At 39.1% G+C, this 20,207-nt stretch carries 18 protein-coding genes; 12 read left to right on the top strand and 6 right to left on the bottom strand.

The features are described from left to right. Positions 1–1,545, top strand: a complete 1,545-nt coding sequence (gene lysS / locus C427_RS14965; protein WP_007637619.1) for a lysine--tRNA ligase — start codon at positions 1–3, stop codon at positions 1,543–1,545. Between the two features lie 815 nt (positions 1,546–2,360). On the opposite strand, the gene C427_RS14960 is transcribed toward lysS, so the two are convergent. From C427_RS14960 to C427_RS14945, 5 genes are all read right to left on the bottom strand, one after another. Beyond that, positions 2,361–2,597, bottom strand: coding sequence for a YgaP family membrane protein (locus tag C427_RS14960; protein ID WP_007637624.1), 237 nt, complete (start codon positions 2,595–2,597; stop codon positions 2,361–2,363). A gap of 140 nt (positions 2,598–2,737) precedes the next feature. After that, entirely contained in the window at positions 2,738–3,649 is a 912-nt protein-coding gene (locus C427_RS14955) for a ketopantoate reductase family protein (protein WP_007637625.1), read from the bottom strand. Next, positions 3,639–4,010, bottom strand: a complete 372-nt coding sequence (locus C427_RS28865) for a pseudouridine synthase family protein (RefSeq protein WP_015431023.1) — start codon at positions 4,008–4,010, stop codon at positions 3,639–3,641. The genes C427_RS14955 and C427_RS28865 overlap by 11 nt, the downstream gene beginning before the upstream one ends. Before the next feature lie 7 nt (positions 4,011–4,017). Continuing rightward, positions 4,018–4,350, bottom strand: coding sequence for a pseudouridine synthase (locus C427_RS28860; RefSeq protein ID WP_015431022.1), 333 nt, complete (start codon positions 4,348–4,350; stop codon positions 4,018–4,020). 9 nt (positions 4,351–4,359) lie between these two features. Next, on the bottom strand, positions 4,360–4,908 hold the full coding sequence (locus tag C427_RS14945; protein WP_007637627.1) for an Hpt domain-containing protein: 549 nt from the start codon (positions 4,906–4,908) through the stop codon (positions 4,360–4,362). Between the two features lie 192 nt (positions 4,909–5,100). Between C427_RS14945 and gshA the strand changes: the two genes are divergently transcribed. The 4 genes from gshA to C427_RS14925 all read left to right on the top strand — a co-directional run bounded on the left by gshA (position 5,101) and on the right by C427_RS14925 (position 10,035). Continuing rightward, a complete protein-coding gene (gene gshA / locus C427_RS14940; RefSeq protein ID WP_007637628.1) occupies positions 5,101–6,693 on the top strand; it encodes a glutamate--cysteine ligase in 1,593 nt (530 codons plus the stop codon). Positions 6,694–6,787: 94 nt separating this feature from the next. Beyond that, positions 6,788–7,432: a transglycosylase SLT domain-containing protein gene (locus C427_RS14935; protein ID WP_015431021.1), complete on the top strand. Its 645-nt coding sequence runs from the start codon at positions 6,788–6,790 to the stop codon at positions 7,430–7,432. A 534-nt stretch (positions 7,433–7,966) separates the two neighbouring features. Next, positions 7,967–8,509 carry a heme NO-binding domain-containing protein gene (locus tag C427_RS14930; protein ID WP_007637630.1) on the top strand — a complete coding sequence of 181 codons (543 nt, stop codon included), beginning with the start codon at positions 7,967–7,969 and terminating at the stop codon, positions 8,507–8,509. 20 nt (positions 8,510–8,529) lie between these two features. Next, positions 8,530–10,035: a sensor histidine kinase gene (locus C427_RS14925; protein ID WP_007637632.1), complete on the top strand. Its 1,506-nt coding sequence runs from the start codon at positions 8,530–8,532 to the stop codon at positions 10,033–10,035. A 709-nt stretch (positions 10,036–10,744) separates the two neighbouring features. Here the strand turns inward: C427_RS14925 and C427_RS14920 are convergent. After that, positions 10,745–11,152 (bottom strand): response regulator, encoded by a 408-nt coding sequence (locus tag C427_RS14920; RefSeq protein WP_007637634.1) that lies wholly within the window; start codon positions 11,150–11,152, stop codon positions 10,745–10,747. Positions 11,153–11,823: 671 nt separating this feature from the next. Here C427_RS14920 and C427_RS14915 point away from each other — a divergent pair. From C427_RS14915 to C427_RS14885, 7 genes are all read left to right on the top strand, one after another. Then, a complete protein-coding gene (locus tag C427_RS14915; protein ID WP_007637635.1) occupies positions 11,824–12,555 on the top strand; it encodes a hypothetical protein in 732 nt (243 codons plus the stop codon). Between the two features lie 347 nt (positions 12,556–12,902). Next, complete coding sequence (locus tag C427_RS14910; RefSeq protein ID WP_007637636.1) at positions 12,903–14,210, top strand: WecB/TagA/CpsF family glycosyltransferase; 1,308 nt, start codon at positions 12,903–12,905, stop codon at positions 14,208–14,210. A gap of 2 nt (positions 14,211–14,212) precedes the next feature. Continuing rightward, a complete protein-coding gene (locus C427_RS14905; RefSeq protein WP_007637638.1) occupies positions 14,213–14,908 on the top strand; it encodes a sugar transferase in 696 nt (231 codons plus the stop codon). 285 nt (positions 14,909–15,193) lie between these two features. After that, the gene (locus C427_RS14900; RefSeq protein WP_226991129.1) at positions 15,194–16,480 is read left to right on the top strand and encodes a polysaccharide biosynthesis/export family protein; all 1,287 of its coding nucleotides are present in this window, start codon (positions 15,194–15,196) and stop codon (positions 16,478–16,480) included. Between the two features lie 9 nt (positions 16,481–16,489). After that, complete coding sequence (locus C427_RS14895; protein WP_007637641.1) at positions 16,490–17,881, top strand: GumC family protein; 1,392 nt, start codon at positions 16,490–16,492, stop codon at positions 17,879–17,881. Then, positions 17,836–19,104: an O-antigen ligase family protein gene (locus C427_RS14890; protein ID WP_007637642.1), complete on the top strand. Its 1,269-nt coding sequence runs from the start codon at positions 17,836–17,838 to the stop codon at positions 19,102–19,104. Before C427_RS14895 ends, C427_RS14890 begins: the two co-directional genes overlap by 46 nt. Continuing rightward, positions 19,097–20,191: a polysaccharide pyruvyl transferase family protein gene (locus C427_RS14885; protein ID WP_007637643.1), complete on the top strand. Its 1,095-nt coding sequence runs from the start codon at positions 19,097–19,099 to the stop codon at positions 20,189–20,191. The genes C427_RS14890 and C427_RS14885 overlap by 8 nt, the downstream gene beginning before the upstream one ends. Positions 20,192–20,207: the final 16 nt, after the last annotated feature.

The raw sequence follows: 20,207 nt of genomic DNA, 5'->3' as shown, positions 1-20,207 counted from the left end.
ATGACCGAACAAACACAAGATGAAAATAAGTTGATTGCAGAGCGCCGCGCCAAACTTTCTAATATAAGAGAAAATTGTAAATCCAATGGTTACCCCAATGACTTTCGTCGTGAATTTTACAGTGATGAATTACAACAAGCCTTTGGTGAGCATGAAAAACCTGCTTTAGAAGAACTTGGAAAAGTAGTGAGTATTGCAGGTCGTATTTTAGCTAAGCGTGGACCTTTTATGTCATTACAAGATATGACCGGTAAGATCCAAGCTTATGCTTCCAAAGATGCTCAAAAAGACATAAAAGAACGTTATGGTAGTTTGGATATCGGTGACATCATTGGTGTGAAGGGCGTGTTACACAAGTCAGGTAAAGGTGATCTGTATGTCGATATGGCCGAATACCAATTGTTGACTAAGTCGTTGCGTCCGCTACCAGAAAAATTCCATGGATTGGCTGATCAAGAAACTAAGTATCGTCAGCGTTATGTGGACTTGATCACTAATCAGCAAACTCGTGATACGTTTATGATCCGCAGTAAAGTGGTCAGTGGTATTCGTAACTTTTTAATCGAACGTGATTTTATGGAAGTTGAAACCCCTATGTTGCAAGTGATACCGGGCGGTGCTACAGCAAAACCTTTCACCACTCATCACAACGCCCTTGATATCGATATGTATTTACGTGTTGCCCCAGAACTTTATCTTAAACGTTTAGTGGTAGGTGGGTTTGAGCGCGTGTTCGAAATCAACCGTAACTTTAGAAACGAAGGACTGTCTACTAGGCATAACCCTGAATTCACGATGTTAGAGTTTTATCAGTCCTATGCTGATTATCATGATTTAATGAATCTAACCGAAGAAATGTTACGTAAAGTGGCGCAAGACGTGTTGGGCACCACCATTATCAAAAACACCACTAAAGACGCTGAAGGCAATGTAGTCAGTGAAGTAAACTATGATTTTGGCCTGCCATTTGCTCGTTTAACCATGAATGATGCCGTTATCAAATATTGGCCAGAAGCCAATGTTGAAGCGATTAATGATCCTGAAAACCATTTAGCTGAACTTAAAGTCATGGCTAAGCAGTTGCATATTAAAGAGCCAGAAGTAGACGGGATTTGGGGTGCAGGAAAATATTTGTGTGAAATTTTTGAAGCTACGGCTGAAGAAAAACTTGACCAACCCACCTTCATCACCGCTTACCCTTGGGAAGTCTCACCATTGGCACGTAGAAACGATGACAACAGTTTTGTCACCGACCGTTTTGAGTTTTTTGTGGGTGGGCGTGAACTTGCTAACGGTTTCTCGGAATTAAATGACTCTGAAGACCAAGCTGCTCGTTTCCGTAAACAAGTGGAAGAAAAAGACGCTGGCGATGATGAAGCGATGCACTTTGATGAGGATTACATTCGTGCCTTAGAATACGGCTTACCTCCAACAGCGGGAGAAGGTATTGGTATCGATCGTTTGGTTATGTTGTTTACGGATAGCCCAACTATTAAAGATGTGATTTTGTTCCCACATATGAAGCCTGAAGTTCCGGCTGAATAGTTAATAGGTTTTTATTTTAGAAAGGGCACCTTGGTGTCCTTTTTTTGTGTCTGGTATGTACCTGTAAATGTAAATGTAAATTGAATTTGAACTGGTGTATTCCCTTATAAAGCGTAATTGATGCGTTTTTGAGAGAAACACTCTTCGTTGCAATAGTGCTACAAAACATCGAGTCAGGTATGTTTAAAGAAACATCCCAAGGCAGAGTTTACAAGCAAACTAAAAAGTACATAGCTGGACTAAAAGTTCTGTTTGATTGACTATAATTATCAGGACACGCACGATAATGGGGACGTGCGATTGATGGTTTGAAGTATTTACACCCACTTGAGAAGAGGTTAAATTGCTCTTTCTATTTTTTAAAAGCGAAAAGCACGCTGCGCTCCATCGTCCCGCACGGCGTCCGCGTGATGGTTTTTGTCTTGAATCCCTTCAAGCCAGTTTTTTTTCAACAGCCAGAAGAAGTAACCAAGAATGGCTGCTCGCGACTAAAGTTCTTAACCGTACAAAAAGACTTATTTTAGGCTCGCCACAAATGTGTTCCCTCCAACTTTCGCTCAAATGGCATCCATGCCATTTGCCCCTAAAATAAGCCTTTTTTGTGCTGAAACGTTAAAGGCGGAAAAAGCAGTGGCGACGGCATTGTTACAAAGTAAATTCGTTTACTTTGCCCTTTGAGCCATATTGCAGGTGTTCAAAATGGTTCTCTACTATTTTGTCTGGTTACTCTATTTTTTGCTGTTGACCAAATTTACGGAATAAATATGAAACAGCTTTAACTGGCCTGAAAGGTAAAGTGTATCGAGATATCTATTCTAAGTGCTTGGATACCACTGAGTTAAACCATGTCCTGCGCCTGGGTATGTGTCTAGGTTAAGAAGTTTGTAGATAAAACATACCCCAAAACTACTTGTTATCCAAAGTAATGACCCAGTCACTAAAAGGGCAATAGAGATAACTTGTGGAAAAAGGCCTTCGGCCGCTAAGGCTAAGCATGCCACACCTATAATACTGCGGATCGCGGTATCTAAAATTCCAACATTCTGTTTCATAATGATGCACCTGTTAGCTGAATCTGCAATCAGTATAAACAGCCGGATCTTATTGTTGTTGATCTAAGTCAATGAGGGGACACAGACAACACAAAAATGTCATAACTTGAGCGCCGGACGTAATAGCTTAGCCGATTTGGTTATTCTAACTGTCTTATTTGCTCAAGCAAACGCTGGTTATGTGGTACCTCTATATTTAGTTCAGCAGCTTTGGAGGTGATATAACCATTAATAAAGTCAATTTCGGTTTGACGTTTGAACTTAATATCTTGATGCATAGATGAGTAATTATTTGCTGTGGCTGTTATGACTTGCTGAACATTTACAACTAGATCTTCGCTGCTGACTGGATAATTGAGCGCTTTCATGACCTGTGCTATTTCATTACAAATATTAGAGACTCTGGCGCTGAATTTTAAATCTGCAAGCTCGCCGTTTGTTAAATTATGAATGGCAGTTAGGGGGTTAATTACCCCATTGATCGCTAATTTTTTCCACAATGCCAAACTGATATCTTGATGCCAATGACTAGGTGGTAGTAGTTCAGAAAGTATTGGCTCAATTGATTGTTTTAACGCTGAATCAACATCACCTAACCACCCCAGGTGAGTGTGACCTAAACCCGTTTCTATTAGTGTGTTTGCATCCGGTTTAAATGCCCCATAACTTGTAGTGGCTGCGATCAAGGGGTTATTAGGCAGCCTCTCTCTAACCTGTTCTATGGTACCCATACCGTTATGGAGTAGCATTATTATGTGATGTGGTTGAATATAATGTCGTAATTGTTCGAGTACTGGCAGCACTTGGTAAGCTTTGACTGGCAATATCAGTAAATCAAATGGGTTAGGCTTAGTTATCACTGAGGCATTAGGTGTGAAACTATGTGACACGCCAATTATATCGGTTACCTTAAACAGTGGTTGCGCGGGTGTTTTTATTAAGTGCTGATAATCATAGCCAAGCTGGTAGCACTTAAAACCAATTAACCCGCCTATGGCACCTTTACCAATAATCGCTAATTTAGGCGATTTAAGTCGCGACTTAACCTGCATTTTTTTGTGGGGGCAACGTGATGTTTGGCCATTTGAGTGTCCAAGGTGATGCTAAGTCGGTGATTTGTTGTTTGGTTTTATCAGATACAAATTCATCACCTTTATCCGGCGGACAGATAATGCAAATAGGTTGCTGTTGATAGTTAAAACGAATGCAATAGGCATGAAGGTAGGTGCGGTCAGAGCTTGCGCCTTTGTATAGTTCATCTCCTAAAATAGGGCTGCCGATACTTTTTAAGGCCACTCGAACTTGATGTGTCTTACCTGTGAGAGGCTTTACCAAAAATAACCTGAGACCCGGGGAAATAGAGAAACTAAAAAATTGGCTGATAGCCGCAGCAGTATCGCTACTGTCCAACATCCACTTACTATCTCTGACTTTTTTTCATACCACCTTTGATGGCACCTTGTTTTTTCTTAGGTTTTTTCGAAGAGATAGCTAAATAGTATTTTTCTATTTGTTTTTCCTCAAATAACTGACCAAAGATAGCGGCAGCTTGTGAGTGTTTTGCCAAAATTAAAATACCAGACGTTACTTTGTCCAGTCTATGCACTAACCATAGTTTTTCAACCTGAAGTTGTTGGCAAAGAATTGGTAAAATACCCGATTGGTGGGACTCATTTTGTACAGCTATATTATTGGGTTTATTAATCACCACAAAATCTGGATGATCAAACAAAACTTCTATGGAATCTAACAAAATATTTTACTACTCCAACAACGCAATGGCGCTGTTATAATCTAGGTTATCAATAGCCAATTTTATTTCTTGTAGTTTTTTAGACGACAAATCTAATGATTTCCCATAACTATGGATCTTACTCTCAGAAATAAATTCATTGCGCTTTAATGCCGCAATTAGCGCTACTCTGTCGTATTGTTGAGGGGCAGTTTCAGGATTTTCTTGAATGCCTTTTTCTGCTGAGAAATTTTTTATGACGCTTAATGTTTGCTTAAAAACCTGCAAAAAATCGTCTAAGTTATTTTCGGTTTCTGGGTTAGCTAAATTGACCTCAAGTTCTTTACAGGCTTGGTATAAAGCCTGCATACCTAAATTACCGCTGACTCCCTTTAAAGTATGTATTTGTTGATTGGCTGCATTCAAATCTTGTTGTTGAAAGTGTTCTGTGAGTAACGTATCAAAATGCTGATATTGTTGGATAAATTTGTCTAAAATTTTCACAAGTAACGTTTTGTTCCCGCTAAACTGATTTATGGCAAATTGGGTATCAAAAATACTTACGTCAGAACTAGACAAAATAGCGTTTCCTTCAATGTAGTCGGATATTTAAAAAAGCTTACAAGTTCTCAATTTTACACATTCTAGCAAACAATATGGCGTATTTGTTACTCTATGTAAATTACCCATAGACCCTAGTTACTTTATTTATAAACTGCAGGTAGACTAGAAGCCACAAATGGGTTCTTTTTATTTTAGTTGGATAGTATTTTGCAAGTAAATCAGACATCTTTTGCAGAGCGTTTAAATGTATTACAAGACCAAGCCGTTACTCAAACTCTTACTGGCATACGTCATGGTATAGAGCGTGAAACGTTGCGTATTAATCCAGACGGCGGTTTGGCACAGAGTCCTCATCAACAGGCATTAGGGTCAGCTTTGACCCATGAGTTTATCACCACCGATTTTTCTGAGTCTTTACTCGAATTTATTACACCGCCTGAAGTGTCTGTGCAAAAAACTATCGGGCAGTTAAATGATGTGCATAAATTTGCAGTTTCAAATATGGGTGATGAGCGTTTATGGCCTATGAGTATGCCATGTTTTATCGAGAATCAAGACGCCATTCCTATCGCCAACTTTGGCTCATCGAATGTAGGCAAAATGAAAACGCTGTATCGTGTAGGCTTAAAAAACCGTTACGGTAGTATGATGCAAGCTATTTCGGGGGTGCATTTTAACTTTTCTCTTCCTGACGAATTCTGGCAACAATGGTTAGATAAAACATCTGCAGAAAAAGCCAATAAAGACACTATTTCTGCGGCATATTTTGCTTTAATCAGAAATTATCGGCGTTTTTGTTGGTTAATACCCTATCTATATGGTGCCTCTCCTGCAATTTGCGGATCGTTCATTAAAGGTAAAGAAACCGCTCTCCCTTTTGAAAAGTTGGGTCGCGGCACTTATTATTTGCCATACGCCACGTCTCTTAGAATGAGTGATTTAGGTTATACCAATAATGCACAGTCTGGTTTAAATATTTGTTATAACCAAGTAGACAGTTACATTGCATCGTTAAGAGCCGCGATTAACCAGCCGTCTTCGGCTTTCCAAAAGTATGCCGGTAAAAAAGAAGGCGAGTATCAGCAGTTGAATGCCAACGTATTGCAGATTGAAAATGAACTATATTCGCCTATTAGGCCGAAACAGCCAACTCAGTCGTTAGAAAAACCTTCAGAGGCATTAGATAAAAGAGGTGTGAGTTACGTAGAAGTGCGTGCATTAGACGTGAATCCATTCAGCGCCATAGGCATTGAAGAAAATCAGTTTTATTTTCTTGATGTGTTTTTAATGTATTGTGTCACTAAGCCAAGTGCGCTTATGGATGAACAGCAATATCATGAAACTGAAGTCAATTTAAGCACTGTAGTGGTTCAGGGGCGAGATCCTGAGCTTATGCTCTTAAATGAACAACAATCGATAGGCCTATCATCCTGGGCATTGCAGTTGTTTTCTGATATGCATGAAGTGGCTTTAGTTCTCGATCAGGCGAATAACACAACCCATTATTCTGTTGCGTTAGAGCTTGAAAAACAAAAAGTACTGGATCCAAGTTTAACTCCCTCAGCCAAAATTTTAGAACAATTAGTCAGCCAACAATGTGACAATGGTGCATTGGGTTTAAATTTAGCAGAAGACTACAAACAACAATTGATAGGTTCTGATTATCAATTTATGAATGCTGAAGAATTAGCAGAACACGCAAAGTTATCCATTGAAAAACAGCGGGTGATTGAGCAGCAGGACAATATTTCATTCGATGACTTCCTAAGTAGTTATTTTTCGGTTAGCACAACTGACTAATTTTAGGCAAAAAAAAGCCTGAAATTTATCAGGCTTTAAAGCTACTACTAGGGAAAACACATAATAACTAGAACACGCTAATTAAGAGTAGGTTATGCAACAAAAGTTCAAAAAAAAATATCAAATTTTAAAAATTATTTTAATAACCATGGCTAGCACCCTATTTTTAGCGGCTTGCACCGCCACCCCTCCTCAAAATATTAGTAATATTTGTGATATTTTTACAGAAAAGCGTGATTGGTTTGAAACAGCGACCGACATGAAAGAGAAGTGGGGTGTACCTATTCATGTGCCTATGGCGATGATGTATCAGGAAAGCTCTTTTAAAGCTAAAGCCCGCCCACCCAAAGACTATTTCTTTTTTGGTTTGATACCTTGGGGGCGTGTCAGCAGTGCTTATGGTTATTCTCAGGCTAAGACTCCCACTTGGGATGATTACAAGCGGGAAACAGACAACTCTTGGGCCGAACGAACAGATTTTAGTGATGCAATGGACTTCATGGGTTGGTTTATCAATAAAACGAATGCAATAAATGGTATCTCAAAGTGGGATGCTGAATTGCAGTATCTTAATTATCACGAAGGGTGGGGAGGGTATAGTCGAGGCAGCTATAATCACAAAGCATGGCTTAAGGACGTAGCTAAAATTGTACATTCACGTTCCTTAAATTATGCCACTCAGTTAAAGACCTGTGAAGAAGAGTTATCTAAAGGCTGGTTTTGGCGATTGTTTAGCTGATACCCTCAAAATTAATAAAGGTCATGCATTGGCCTTTATTAATGATAATATTTAAACGTAATGTGTGTTGGTACTCTTCCCTTTGGAATATATCCAATTAAATTTTATTGCTAGTAAGCAATAATTAGTTAGGAATCTAGCTTAGGTCAAGAAGCTTCTGATATTGACTCAGTAATTGGAGCATGTTGTTTATGAATTTTTTGCACACTGCTGTTACTAGAAAGATGTCAGTCAAATCATTATCAAATATGTTGCACAACAATCCCACGATATGATCAAGCTGCTCCGCCTATGTAAGTATTTTTTAATATTTTAGTTGCCAGAAGATATGCGCCAAGCATTCAAATGTTCCTTGTACGTTAATTGTGGATAATTGCTATTACATTTTGCCCCAATTTAAATCAACTCTATCCACAATACTGGGTCTGCTTCTCTTATTCGGTTCGTTGTAACCAATTAATTTTTATGAAATTAATAACTGGAAAATCAAAAAAAGTATTTAATACTAACTAAGGAGTTTTTAAGGAACTTTTTATGAAAGGCATAGTATTAGTAAAGTTTAATGAATTTATCGAAGAACTTTGGGGGGAGGGGTTCTGGGACAAATTAATTAATGAAGCTGATTTGCCAAGTGAGGGGGCCTACACTACTGTTGTCACTTATGATGACCAAGAATTATTTATGCTAATTGGGTTAGTAGCATATAAACAAAATATCTCAGTAAGAGACGTCCAGTTTGCCTTTGGCAAATGGGTGTTTAAAGAGTTTTATAATATTGCCCCATCAGGTGCACACGACTTTGAAGATGTGTTTGAATTTTTGCATGCAGTGCAGGATTTTATTCATGTTGAGGTGAAAAAGTTGAACCCAAATGCCTTAGTTCCTGAATTCAAGTTTTTGTCTGAAACATTTAATAAACTCTCATTCCATTATATTTCCCCACGTAAGTTATGTTTTTTTTGTGAAGGTATTGTTCACGGACTTGCCGAGCAAATGGGTCAAGCAGTCAATGTATCCCAATCAGAATGTGAACATGAAGGCGGTCAGCGTTGTGTGCTCGTGGTTGAAAAGGTGTGAAAAAATACCTAGAGCCTCAAATGGGAAAGCTTGTATTAAGTGAGATAAAGTCTGCGGGTGAACTCCAGAAACGTATTGCTCTTCTTGAACGTAAAGCCACAAGAGAAAAGAAAGCACGGAATATAGCTGAAAACCAGTTAGAGCGATATTCAATGGAAGTTTATCAAACTGATCAGTCTTTGAAAAAAGCATTGGCTTTTGCTACAAAAAAACAACTTGAGCTCGAATACCTTAGTAAAGCTTCAATGGGTGATGCATCAGAACTTCCCCTAAGCGAAATGATTAGTAATATGATTGAACTCACTTGCGAGTATTGTGCTGCTGAATATGGGTTTTACCTCGTGACTAAGGATGGTGTGGAAGTTGAAGGGACGTTAGACAATGCATGGAGTAAAGAGCTTGAATGGCAAAGTCAGAGCGAGTTGCAAAGTCTCGTCAACGCCAACTTGCCACTCAGTGAAGCGGATGTCTTAGAGTCTTGGAGCGTTTCTACGCTAATCGATGATGACGCTTTGTATTTTGGCTGTATTCTGTATATGAATTTTGCCTTGTCTGGCGGTAAGATAGGTTGGCTAGCATTTTTAAATAAAAAGGGTTCAGTGGATGAGGGAATATTTCCAATTTTGGCGACCGCAAGAGATGACTTCAATAGTGGTATTCGAAGAAGATTAACCGACATATATATACTAGAGCGTAACGTGCAACTTCAAGAGTCAGTTAACAAGCTTGAAATGGCCAAACGTCAACTCATTCAATCAGAAAAAATGGCTTCGCTGGGCCAGTTAGCCGCCGGCGTTGCTCACGAGATCAATAACCCTTTAGCCTTTATACGTTCAAATATGCAGGTGCTTAAAGAGTATTTAATTGATTATAAAAGCCTTCATGATGATATTAAACGTGAACTGGCAACACATAATAATTTGGATATGTCGTCTTTTATTGCCCTATGTGAAAAAGTTGACCTTTCATATATACATGAGGATTCTGTAGCTTTATTAACCTCCAATATTGAAGGGTTAAATAGGGTCAGAGATATTGTAGAAAACTTAAAGAGTTTTTCTCATGCTGGGGATGCAAAACTGATTCAAATATCGCTGAATAAATGTGTTGATGCTGCGTTGAGAATTGCTGGGAACGTATTTAAATATGAGCATCAAATTGATAATCAAATGATCAATTCAAGCCCGTTAGTTTTAGGTAATTTAGGGCAATTACAACAAGTCTTTATGAATTTGTTTATTAACGCAGCCTACGCCATGCAAGGAGGTGGAAAACTCAGTATCTGGCATACTGAAGAAAACCACAGAGTGATAATTCATGTTAAAGACACCGGGTGCGGTATGAACGAAGAGACGATAAGTAAGCTATTCACTCCTTTTTTTACCACTAAGCCAGTCGGTGTGGGTACAGGATTAGGTCTGTCTGTCTCCTATGTTATTCTTGAAGCACATAATGTGCAGGTTACTGTTGACTCTGAAATAGGATTGGGCACTACCTTTAACTTATCTTTTCCAGTGAGTTTTTAGCATTAGATTATTGTTCTTTTATTATCATCCTCGTTATAGTCGCTTTATAAAATACATGCTCTTCCGGCAATACTAAAATATTGGATATAGAATAAATTGTAATTGAGCATCATACCCGGTTCAAGTGCATCAATGAGGATCTGTTTTTCTATAAATTCGTCAGAAACAATATCATCATTATTGAATAATATTTCAAGCACTTCACGGTCATAATTTTACCTGTGATCTTCTTTATTTCTGCTTAACTTGTGTATCGTTCATTTTGACCTATGTGATCAGACCTAATGCGCAACGCCAATAATCTCTTGCAACAGATAGAATTTTGGCTCCAATGAGTATCAGTGACTCAACTAACTTGTTGGGAGCTTCACCACTGTAACACTCAAATTAGTAGCTAATAATAATTTATACAACTTTCAAATTAAGGGCCGGTCCGAGTGCAGTTGCGCTATTTTTGTTTGTCTCAGGTGCTTTGGCATATGCCTATAGTTAAGTTCGCTAAATGACTGTATCTAAGCCCAACAAGCCGATCTCACATAACAACGCTGCATAAGTAATATCACTGATTTCATCTTTCGATAGCGATAAATGTTCGGCTATTCTCTTGGATAGTTGGCTTACACTATTTGCAAAGCCGCTGTTGATATTGGCGAGGATTTTAATAAGATTGAATAATAATTTTTGCGAGGCGCTATTGTTGTGTGCAATTCTATTTGTGTAATTTAACTTTTTCTAACCCTTCTTCTATTGAACTGATTAGCTCGTCGTTATCCCAAGGTTTTTGTATATATTTAAGAATTTTACCTTTATTAGTTGCACTTACCGTCGACTCCATATCTGCGTATCCAGTCAATAAAATACGATAGCTGTTAGGATAAGACGTAGCTACCTTTTCTAATAGTTCTGCTCCAGACATAGCAGGCATTCTCATGTCAGAAATGATAAGATCGACATTGTTTTGTCGCATGACCTCTAAAGCTTTTTCACCACTTGAAGCAAATAGCAAATTGTAATTTTGTTTACGTAATAAACGTTTCATAGCATGAATAATATCTAATTCATCATCCACACAAAGCACAGTCATAAGTGGTTTAGTTATTGCATTTGCATCATTCATTTGATGTCTCCCTAACTTACTTGCCTATGTATTCAATGGACCGCAATAGTGTAGAAGACCATCCTATTCTAAAACACCTATTTATTATAATTATTTAAATTATTAGAGACACAAAAAGCACAGCTGAAATAACAGCTTAAAAAAATCATCAGTGTATTCATTGCGCAACTATTTTAAATTGTTAGGCTTAATTATATTTTGATTGCCTCCTCGAGACCATTTAATCCAGACAAAAAATCTTATTTATATTGGGGATAGTAAAATAGTTAAGTTGCTTGATTTTGAAAGCATTAGAAGACTGAGTCGTAGATTAAGTTTATCCGATAAAATCAGTGCATAATGTTTTTCCAGTTACTCAAATTTTTTTTCATCATCCAATCAAATTTGTGGGCCCCCTGTGTCAGAATAGTTGCAATGTCTTCAGTACCCTATCTTCGCGCCATGAGTAAATACCCATATCAATCAAGTGCTTCATTTATATAACAAGACTAGATGTTAATTCTTTGAATGTTTGCAAATTGCAACGCAATACAAAATAAATTCCCAAATCACATGGCTAATTTTACGCGATAGCTCTGAAACCTGATTTTTACGTGATGCAAATATTGGATTGCTTATTGCATTGAAACCATTAGAAGACGTCTAAAAATCAGTATTAGAGTGGTGAAACCATGAAAAACAAGGTGTTGGTATTTAGCATTGCATTGAACGGTTACCAATGGCTGTATAAAGATTGCATTGCTTCACACAAACGTTATGCAGACCTTAATGGGTATACTTATCAAGTTGTTACTAAACCTTACGCGACTTCTATTGGTGTGGAGTGCTGTTGGTTAAAGCTAACTTTAATGATTGAAGCGTTAGCAAATGGTTATGATGCCGTATTATTTGTCGATGCTGATGCTTATATTCAAACACATGCGCCACAACTAAGTAGTGTGTTACTGCCTGATAAATACGTGTATTTAGCAAAAAGTTACACTGGTCGATACAACTCAGGTGTAATTTTGATAAAAAACCATAGAAAAGTACTTCATTGGTTAAACATGATAGTAACAGCTAGGCATCAACCAATCTTGGCTGAAAACAACGTGGGTTGGGGTGAAAATGGGCATATCATTGAATATACCAAACACTGTCAATTCGTTAGTACCTTGGATCGCAGCTGGAACAATACTTACGATCCAGACTTAAATGATTATATTCGGCATTATAGTTTTGGGCCTTTACGCACAAATTTATGGCTCAATTTAAGTCATAAAATACTGGCAAGGTTAACTAAATTATTCAGCAAATGTCAGGCCTTAGCTGAGATGAAATGCCAATCTTATCCTCCTCCAGATAAACTCACTAAACTAACCTCTTTAGTATTAAAACGTTATTCAGAGTTCCGTCGTATTTAACTACATAAAAGCCCACTTAGTTTTGGATATCATGAGGTCTAAATGTGATTGAGCTGGCTCTAAAAATCCATATTTTTTTGATAATCTATTTAGCTTCTAATAAATTAAATTCCGCATTCTCTTGATTTTTTCTCGTAATAAAAAATTTTCTCAATTTGCATTTTTAAAATAGAAATTACAATCATGCATATATCCCCTATATATCTAACTTCAAATAAAAGGCAGTTATAACAATCACTTAGTTTTTTTGAAAGTTGGCACAAGATACGCAATGTACCTGTTATATGGACTCTAGAGAGACAAACACACTTTAGGTAAACCAAAATTAACAGTGATTGGAGATCGATATGTCAGGTAAGCCATTTTTCCTTTATGTAAGAAGTCGTGTTGTCGATGATACCGTGCAACAACGTTACTTAGGCACAGAATTTAACCGCTCGATTAGCGCTTGTTTATTATTAATCAGCCTGCCAATTCTTATATTGAATACCTGTATAGCTTTACTCAAAGGTAAAACTGTCTTTGAGTACTCTTTAAAGCAAGACTGCCTCGGGAGACCTGTTCAATACCAGCGTTTTAGTTTTGGTATGCTTAAAGGTTTGCCAATGTTATGGAGTGTATTGAGCAAACGCATTAGCCTATGCGGAATGCCAGTTGATATTGAAATGACTAAACAGCAAACAGAACGTTTGCAGGCTTATTCTTTTATTCCTACGGGTCTGTTTGATGCGGTCACTTTGCATCAGGCAAGTGGATTAGTCACCATCGAAAAGACTGAATTACTTGAACAACAGTTTACTGACAACCGACTAGGATATTTATCGCTGTTATTAAAAGCTGGGCTAACTGCTTTTTTATACAATAATAATAAGTCTCAGTTAACAACCCCTGCGATTTTTACTTTGTTTGATTTGAAAATTAATAATGACACTATGATTGATGCGGTTGACTGGGTGATGTCAGATCAAAATATTGAACAAGGCTCGGAACAAAAACTCAATGGTTGTAAAATAGGCTGTTTTGTTAATGTTAACTCTGTCAATTTAACAGCGGTTGACCCACAACTGAGTAAAAACTTAAATGCCGCAGATCGCAGTTTTGCTGATGGCTCCGGGTTAAGGATTGCTGCGAAAACACTCGGTATCAATATTAAAGATAACCTTAATGGCACAGATATGTTGCCGCACTTGTGTGAAGCAGCTCAGGCCCAAGGAATCTCAATCTACCTATTGGGAGCTAAGCCTGGAGTCGCTATTGCCACTGTTAAAAACCTTTTGAAACTATACCCAAAGTTATGTATCGCTGGGGTTGAACATGGATATTTTGAGCGCTCCAGTGATAGCAACGCAGTAAAGCGTATTAATCAGTCGAATGCTGATATTTTGCTGTTAGCCATGGGTTCTCCCTTGCAAGAACAATGGCTTAAAGATAACGCACCACAACTTACCTGTCGCACTGCATTGGCGGTAGGTGGATTGTTTGACTTTTATTCAGGACAGATTTCAAGAGCGCCAATATGGATGCGCGAATTAGGTTTGGAATGGTTATGGAGACTAATGCAAGAGCCAAAAAGTAAATTTAAGCGTTACGTGATTGGTAACCCAGTATTTTTAATTCATACCTTTGTTTTTAACCGAGCAAGTCGAGGATTTTAATCATGACTATTTCTATTATTTTAGACTCAACTGTTGACCAATATATTGTTGCCAACGAACAAACTACTCCACCTTATCCAGTATTATTGACAGGTAAACACAACGGTATACCTATGTTTATACAACGTTTAGTCGCTTTGACTGCATTAATAGTTTTATCACCGTTTTTGTTGATAACGATGTTACTTATTCGTTTAGAAAGTCGCGGCAGCTGTTTTTTTAGCCAGGATCGCATTGGAAAATATGGTCGTCATTTTAAAATGTATAAATTCCGCTCAATGTATTTAAAAACAGACCGTCGTTATGCTGAACCTGACCCTACTACAAGTGATAGAGATGGCATCTGTAAAAAATATAAAAATGACTCACGTATTTCTGTAGTAGGTGCATTTATTCGTAAATTCTCAATTGATGAACTACCGCAACTAATCAATATTGTTAAAGGTGATATGGCGTTAATTGGACCACGTCCAGCCTTGGCCATTGAGGTAAATGCCTATCCTACTTCCGCTTTATGTCGGCTTAACGGAATGCCAGGCTTGTCAGGTTTGTGGCAAGTATCAGGAAGGGCAGATACTGATTTTGATACTCAAGTAGCGTTGGACGACCGCTACCTTCAAAAACAGACAATTGGTTATGATATCAGAATATTACTAGCAACCTTACCTTGTGTGATTGGCGCTAGAGGAGCGTATTAATTTATGTTTCAAGTCAATACGTATTCATTTGTAATCCCCTGCAATAAATAAGCTATTTCCAGATAGCTTATTTATTGAAAATTGACCTCGTTATCTCCTAAATCACTTCGCACTTCGCAAATCAAAAAAAGGTTTGCATTATGCAAAATGTCAATCTACATAAAAATATATAAATCATAAAAAACAGTATCTTATATTTTTAATAGGGTTGGCCTAGTTGCTGCAATAGCTAGTTGCATTAGTTGCATTAGTTACAAAGGCTACAGGGTAGTCACGGAGTATTCGATGAAGACGGTTCTATTTAATCTCACAAAGAGGGTGAAAATTAACGCCGTGACCAGTGTTTTCAGTTTCTTCTTATTAGCCGGTTGCGCCCAGCAACATAGCTTGCAAGAAATTGAAAATTCTTCTTCTAGTTTTTATGGTGCTATAAACGACCGTGGTGAGTTGTTCAGTCAACAAAGTGTGCCGGGCAAAGTATTTGCTGCCCAGCTAAATTGTGATGATCGTGCAGACTTTGCGGCACCGCTAAATTATCGTGTTGATAAACCTATTTTGTCTTCTGCTCCAAGCCAAGCTCCATTACCTTCAAGAATGAATCCTACACGTAATACATTACCCCTTAGCCCAGGGGATATGATTGAGATCATGATGGAGTATGGGGAGGGATTCAACGGCAGTTATGTATTAGACAACCTAGGTTTACTCACTTTGCCCATTCTTGAGCCGATTCATGCATCTGGTATGTCGCCAAGAGAATTATCGCAACGAGTTGAAATAGCTTTGATAAAAGCCAATATATTTCGTCCCGTTACCGCGTCGGTGTACGTTAAGGTTTTACACTTAGCAGCAATTGAAGTACCGGTTACTGGCGCAGTATTTCAACCGGGTAGAATATTAATCAACAACAAACGTGCTAATAATGAAATGGATCAACGAGTGGTTGCTGCCGGCGATTATACCCATCGAAGATTGCTCTCAGAAGCCATCCGCGGGGCCCATGGTGCAAGACCCGACGCGAAACTCGATCAGGTTATTTTAATTCGTCAAGGATGGCAGATTGAAGTCGACTTAACAGGCATATTATCTGGCTTGCCAGTTAAAGATTATCCACTTATCGATGGTGATCAAGTGATTGTGCCAAGCACAGGATGTTTTCAACCTCATTTAGTGAGGCCTAGTCAAATCACACCCAAAGGATTTAGGGTATTTATGTCTAACCTGATTGACTCAGCACAAAATAATTCAAGCGCGGCAGTCGGACCCTATGCGACTAATTTACCCTATGGTACAAAATTATTACAGGCTGCAGTTTCAGCCAACTGTGTCGGTGGTAAAGAGTGGACAAATGCTTCGCGCAAAGTGATGTTGGCCAGTATTAACCCCATCACAAATCAAACACAAGTCGTCGAGCGTTCTGTCGAACAATTAATGAGACAGGCAAACCGTGATGATATTAATCCTTATGTCATGCCCAACGACGCCATTGCTTGTTATGACTCTAATATCACTAATATACGCGATGTAGCACGCACTATTGTTGACGTGTTAAGCCCGTTCCTATTGTTTTAGGCGACTATTATGCATTATCCCATAGCCATCCCTACTCGTTATCAGAAATTCAGAGCACAGTTTTATCGCTTGGTAAAATGGCCATGTCTAGCAATGTGTCTGTGTGGTTATTTGTTTATCGCCCTTATAGTGATGCTTTATCTGAGCATGGCGCCAGTATACCAAAGTGATCTGGAGCTAGTATTACCCGGTACAGGTGCATCATCTAGTGTGGTACTTGATAATGTGGGTCAAGTGGTTTCCCAAACAAGTGCACCTTTTTCAGCTGGTGGCTTTAATCCAAGAGTCAATTACAAGGAAATGCTGTTAAGTAGGGGGGTGTTAAATCTCGCGAGTGAAAAAACATCATTATCAGCCATCGAATTTGGAGAACCTAAAATTGCGTTGACTGAACAAACGTCTATTTTAGTCGTGAGTATTAAAGGTAGCAGTGCCAAACAAGCAGAAACTAAAGCATGGGCTTTGTATCAAAGCCTCCAAGAAGAACTAAGCCGATTACGTTCAGATGAAGTGTCACACAGAGATAAAAGTATCCAAAGGGTGCTTGCAGATTACCGTGTCAGACTAAATGAAGCTCGGGCGAATATATTACAGTTTCAACAGGACTCATCTTTGGTTTCCCAAGACCAATTCACTTTATTAGTCAGTAGTTTACAAACCATTAAAGAAAAGCAACTTTATTTACACGCTGAAGTGTCAAATTTAATTGATTACGCCTTTGGCCTAGGTAAAAACTTAGGGGTATCGGCTGATTTGGCTGGTAAAGCTTTTACCTTACAGTCTGACGTGGAGTTTCGTGGCTTACTTAAAGAACTAGACATCAGTACTTCACAATTGTCTGAGTATCAGTCACGTTGGGGGAACGGGCATCCTAAAGTCATAGCGGAACACCAACGTTACCAAGCTGCTCGTTCTTCGTTACTTATTCGTAGTAATACTATTGCTGGCCCCCATGCTGCGAGTGTTTTTAGTAGCCTCGATTTAGAAGTGAATCCTATGCGTGCACAAATGTTTGCCGATTTAATTGACGCGTCAGCCAAAGAGAAGGGTATCACAGCACAGATTGCTGACTTACGCCGTTCTGAATTACACCTTCAAGATCAGCTTAAAATCTATGCTCGTGAGGCGGCTGTACTAGACCGTTTACAACGCGAGTTTGATTTAGCAGAGGCTGTATTTACTTCCGCCGCCGCTAGACTTGAAGCGGGGAAAGCGGATGTATTTGCTTCATACCCTGTATTGCAGCTGTTAACCAAACCCTCCCTTCCCACTGACATTCACAGTCCTATTCTAAAGTTAGGTTTAGCAGCTGGTTTAGTGGGCTTTTTATTCATTACTTCAGGAGTGACGGTGTTATGCAATCGCAGACGCATTATCAAGGTACTGTTGAAGAGAAGTTAATTTGCTGGGCTTTGCTGTTTACTTACCCTATTTACGCAATCGGTGGGTTATACATTACAGGCTCAGTGTTAGGCTGGGTAGTCCTTGGCATTGTCGTGTTAAGGAGCTTTGTTGAAGGTGAAAATAGCTTTAGACATGTACCCTTGATTGTGTGGTTATGGGGGCTAGGTATGCTGATGATGTTAATTAGTTTGTGGGTAGGCCATGCTGATTGGTCATTAGGTACTACTCAAACCATCAAAAGCACTGTGGGGTGGGCTAAAGGTTGGGCTTTGTTGGGAGTGTTTCCGTTATTAGGCGCCGTGGTTAACCTTAAACCTGAACGTTTAATCAGAGCCGTATGTGTTGTAGGTAAACACACCGCTATTTTTGGTGTTATCACTTTTATCCTTTACGTGGCGGGGGCATCTGGGCAGTTGTTTATCTCCCCCCTACAAATTTTAGGTGGGGCTGGTGATAACTTTTTTATGGTCAGCTTGTACGGGGTAAACCCAGAGTCAGGTGCTGGTCGCTGGCAGTTTTTTGCGCCATGGGCACCTGCTGCTGGGTTCTTGAGCTGCATATTTGTGATTTTTTGCTTACAAGAAAAAGAAAAAATATGGCGAAACTGGGGGGTAGCGGGTTGTGTGGTGATGGCCATGTTGTCTCAGTCACGGGCGGGCTGGGCCATTTTCATTATGATAATACCGCTGTTCTTGTTTACCAGTCAGTTGAAAAACCCGTGGTTACTGCTTGGTCTAGGCGTTTTACTGCCTATTATCCTACTGTTAGGCGAGCCTATCTATGAATGGGTGATGGATGTCTTTCAACAAGTTAAAGATGCGCGTCCTAGATCAACCAGGGTGCGTGCCGCCTTAGAAAATTTAGCTTTGCAACGCTGGCGATATGAATCGCTGATATGGGGCCATGGCATGGTTGAGTCAGGGCCTAAAATAGTCGAATTTATGGTAATAGGCTCACACCATACTTGGTACGGTTTACTTTTTGTTAAAGGTTTAGTTGGGTTATTTGCTTTGGCAATTCCAATGGTACTAAGCCTAATCTACCTGTTTGTCTTTTCTGTCCACAATGTGCAAGCACGTGCTGCGATGTGCATGTTGATTGTGTTTACTTGTTACAGTCTGTTCGAGAACTTAGAAATTCTTGCATACCTATATTGGCCAGCATTGTTCTGGCTAGGTATGACGTTTAAAAATTTACAAAACGGAGAATCGCATGTTTAAACAATACCATGCTTACCTTACAGGCTATTACGGTATGCAGAACACCGGTGATGATGTGCTTATGTATGCTACGCGCTGGGCCAGTCACCATTTACTGGGTGCTACGAATAACAAAGTCAGCAGTGATAGTTTGATTAAATGTGAAGAATTTGGTGATGTTCAAGCTATGCCTAAGCCGCGATTTCGTGGCCAGCAACGACTTTCGCATTATAAGAATGCGTTGCAAAGTGAGAAAGTGATATTTGGTGGCGGCTCGGTGCTGCACAGCACTAAAGATTTAGAGTTTAAACGTCACCTCATTAAGTTAGCAGGGCGAAAAGCCAGTCGTGCAGTCGGTGTGGGTATTGGTCCATTTGAGTCTTTAGAAGCAGAAAGCGCTTGCGCCAAGTTTCTTAATGAATGTGGTTTTACAGGTGTGAGAGACCCACAAAGCTTAGCTATTGCAGAATCAATAGCGCCAAATGCCAATGTTAAATTAACCTTCGATCTCGCGCCGCTGATGCTCTGCCATCAAACTAACCGTTTAGTATCCATTGAGCGTAATGGCATTATGTATAATTTTTGTCAGCAAGCGATTGACGCATTTGGCAATGTAAATAAAGACAATGAACAACACCGTATAGACATGGCAGTCGCTGCGATAGAACAAACATGGCAGCAAACTCAAGAGCCAATATTTCTGTTAGATTTCAGTAAACATTCGCAATTTGGAGATGTTCGCATTCATCGGCAGATAATGTCACGAGTTTCAAGTGATGTGCCTATGACGCATGTTGCTTACGATCCTAATCCGTTTAAAGTGCTTCAACGCATTGCCAGTTTTAAGGCAACTGTGTCTATGAGATTACATTCGGCAGTTATGTCATTTATGGCAAATACCCCTGCATTATCAATTAATTACCATAGAAAATGTCACAGTTGGTGTGAACAGATTGGGGTACCTAAAGTCTACCAATTTGATGCACAAAACATAAACCCAAAACAGTTATCAGAACAGCTAAATCAAGGCGTTGGCACAGGCTTTGCAGTACCCATTATGAAACCCGATGCAGCCGTGCAAGCCGCTCTTCTAAATTGGAAAGAATAAATTTAGTCTTGGTAAT

The organism is Paraglaciecola psychrophila 170 (assembly GCF_000347635.1).
GTDB lineage: Bacteria > Pseudomonadota > Gammaproteobacteria > Enterobacterales > Alteromonadaceae > Paraglaciecola > Paraglaciecola psychrophila.
This window is presented reverse-complemented; position numbering and strand designations above follow the sequence as displayed.

What these genes read in the sequence shown, in the direction of transcription:
- C427_RS14915 (WP_007637635.1), top strand. Translation starts at nt 11,824, where the DNA reads ATGAAAAACAAGGTGTTGGTATTTAGCATTGCATTGAACGGTTACCAA.
- C427_RS14920 (WP_007637634.1), bottom strand. Translation starts at nt 11,152, where the DNA reads ATGAATGATGCAAATGCAATAACTAAACCACTTATGACTGTGCTTTGT.
- C427_RS14955 (WP_007637625.1), bottom strand. Translation starts at nt 3,649, where the DNA reads ATGCAGGTTAAGTCGCGACTTAAATCGCCTAAATTAGCGATTATTGGT.
- lysS (WP_007637619.1), top strand. Translation starts at nt 1, where the DNA reads ATGACCGAACAAACACAAGATGAAAATAAGTTGATTGCAGAGCGCCGC.
- C427_RS14960 (WP_007637624.1), bottom strand. Translation starts at nt 2,597, where the DNA reads ATGAAACAGAATGTTGGAATTTTAGATACCGCGATCCGCAGTATTATA.
- C427_RS14910 (WP_007637636.1), top strand. Translation starts at nt 12,903, where the DNA reads ATGTCAGGTAAGCCATTTTTCCTTTATGTAAGAAGTCGTGTTGTCGAT.
- C427_RS28865 (WP_015431023.1), bottom strand. Translation starts at nt 4,010, where the DNA reads ATGTTGGACAGTAGCGATACTGCTGCGGCTATCAGCCAATTTTTTAGT.
- C427_RS14905 (WP_007637638.1), top strand. Translation starts at nt 14,213, where the DNA reads ATGACTATTTCTATTATTTTAGACTCAACTGTTGACCAATATATTGTT.
- C427_RS14890 (WP_007637642.1), top strand. Translation starts at nt 17,836, where the DNA reads ATGCAATCGCAGACGCATTATCAAGGTACTGTTGAAGAGAAGTTAATT.
- C427_RS14900 (WP_226991129.1), top strand. Translation starts at nt 15,194, where the DNA reads ATGAAGACGGTTCTATTTAATCTCACAAAGAGGGTGAAAATTAACGCC.
- C427_RS14885 (WP_007637643.1), top strand. Translation starts at nt 19,097, where the DNA reads ATGTTTAAACAATACCATGCTTACCTTACAGGCTATTACGGTATGCAG.
- C427_RS14935 (WP_015431021.1), top strand. Translation starts at nt 6,788, where the DNA reads ATGCAACAAAAGTTCAAAAAAAAATATCAAATTTTAAAAATTATTTTA.
- C427_RS14925 (WP_007637632.1), top strand. Translation starts at nt 8,530, where the DNA reads ATGGGAAAGCTTGTATTAAGTGAGATAAAGTCTGCGGGTGAACTCCAG.
- C427_RS14895 (WP_007637641.1), top strand. Translation starts at nt 16,490, where the DNA reads ATGCATTATCCCATAGCCATCCCTACTCGTTATCAGAAATTCAGAGCA.
- C427_RS14930 (WP_007637630.1), top strand. Translation starts at nt 7,967, where the DNA reads ATGAAAGGCATAGTATTAGTAAAGTTTAATGAATTTATCGAAGAACTT.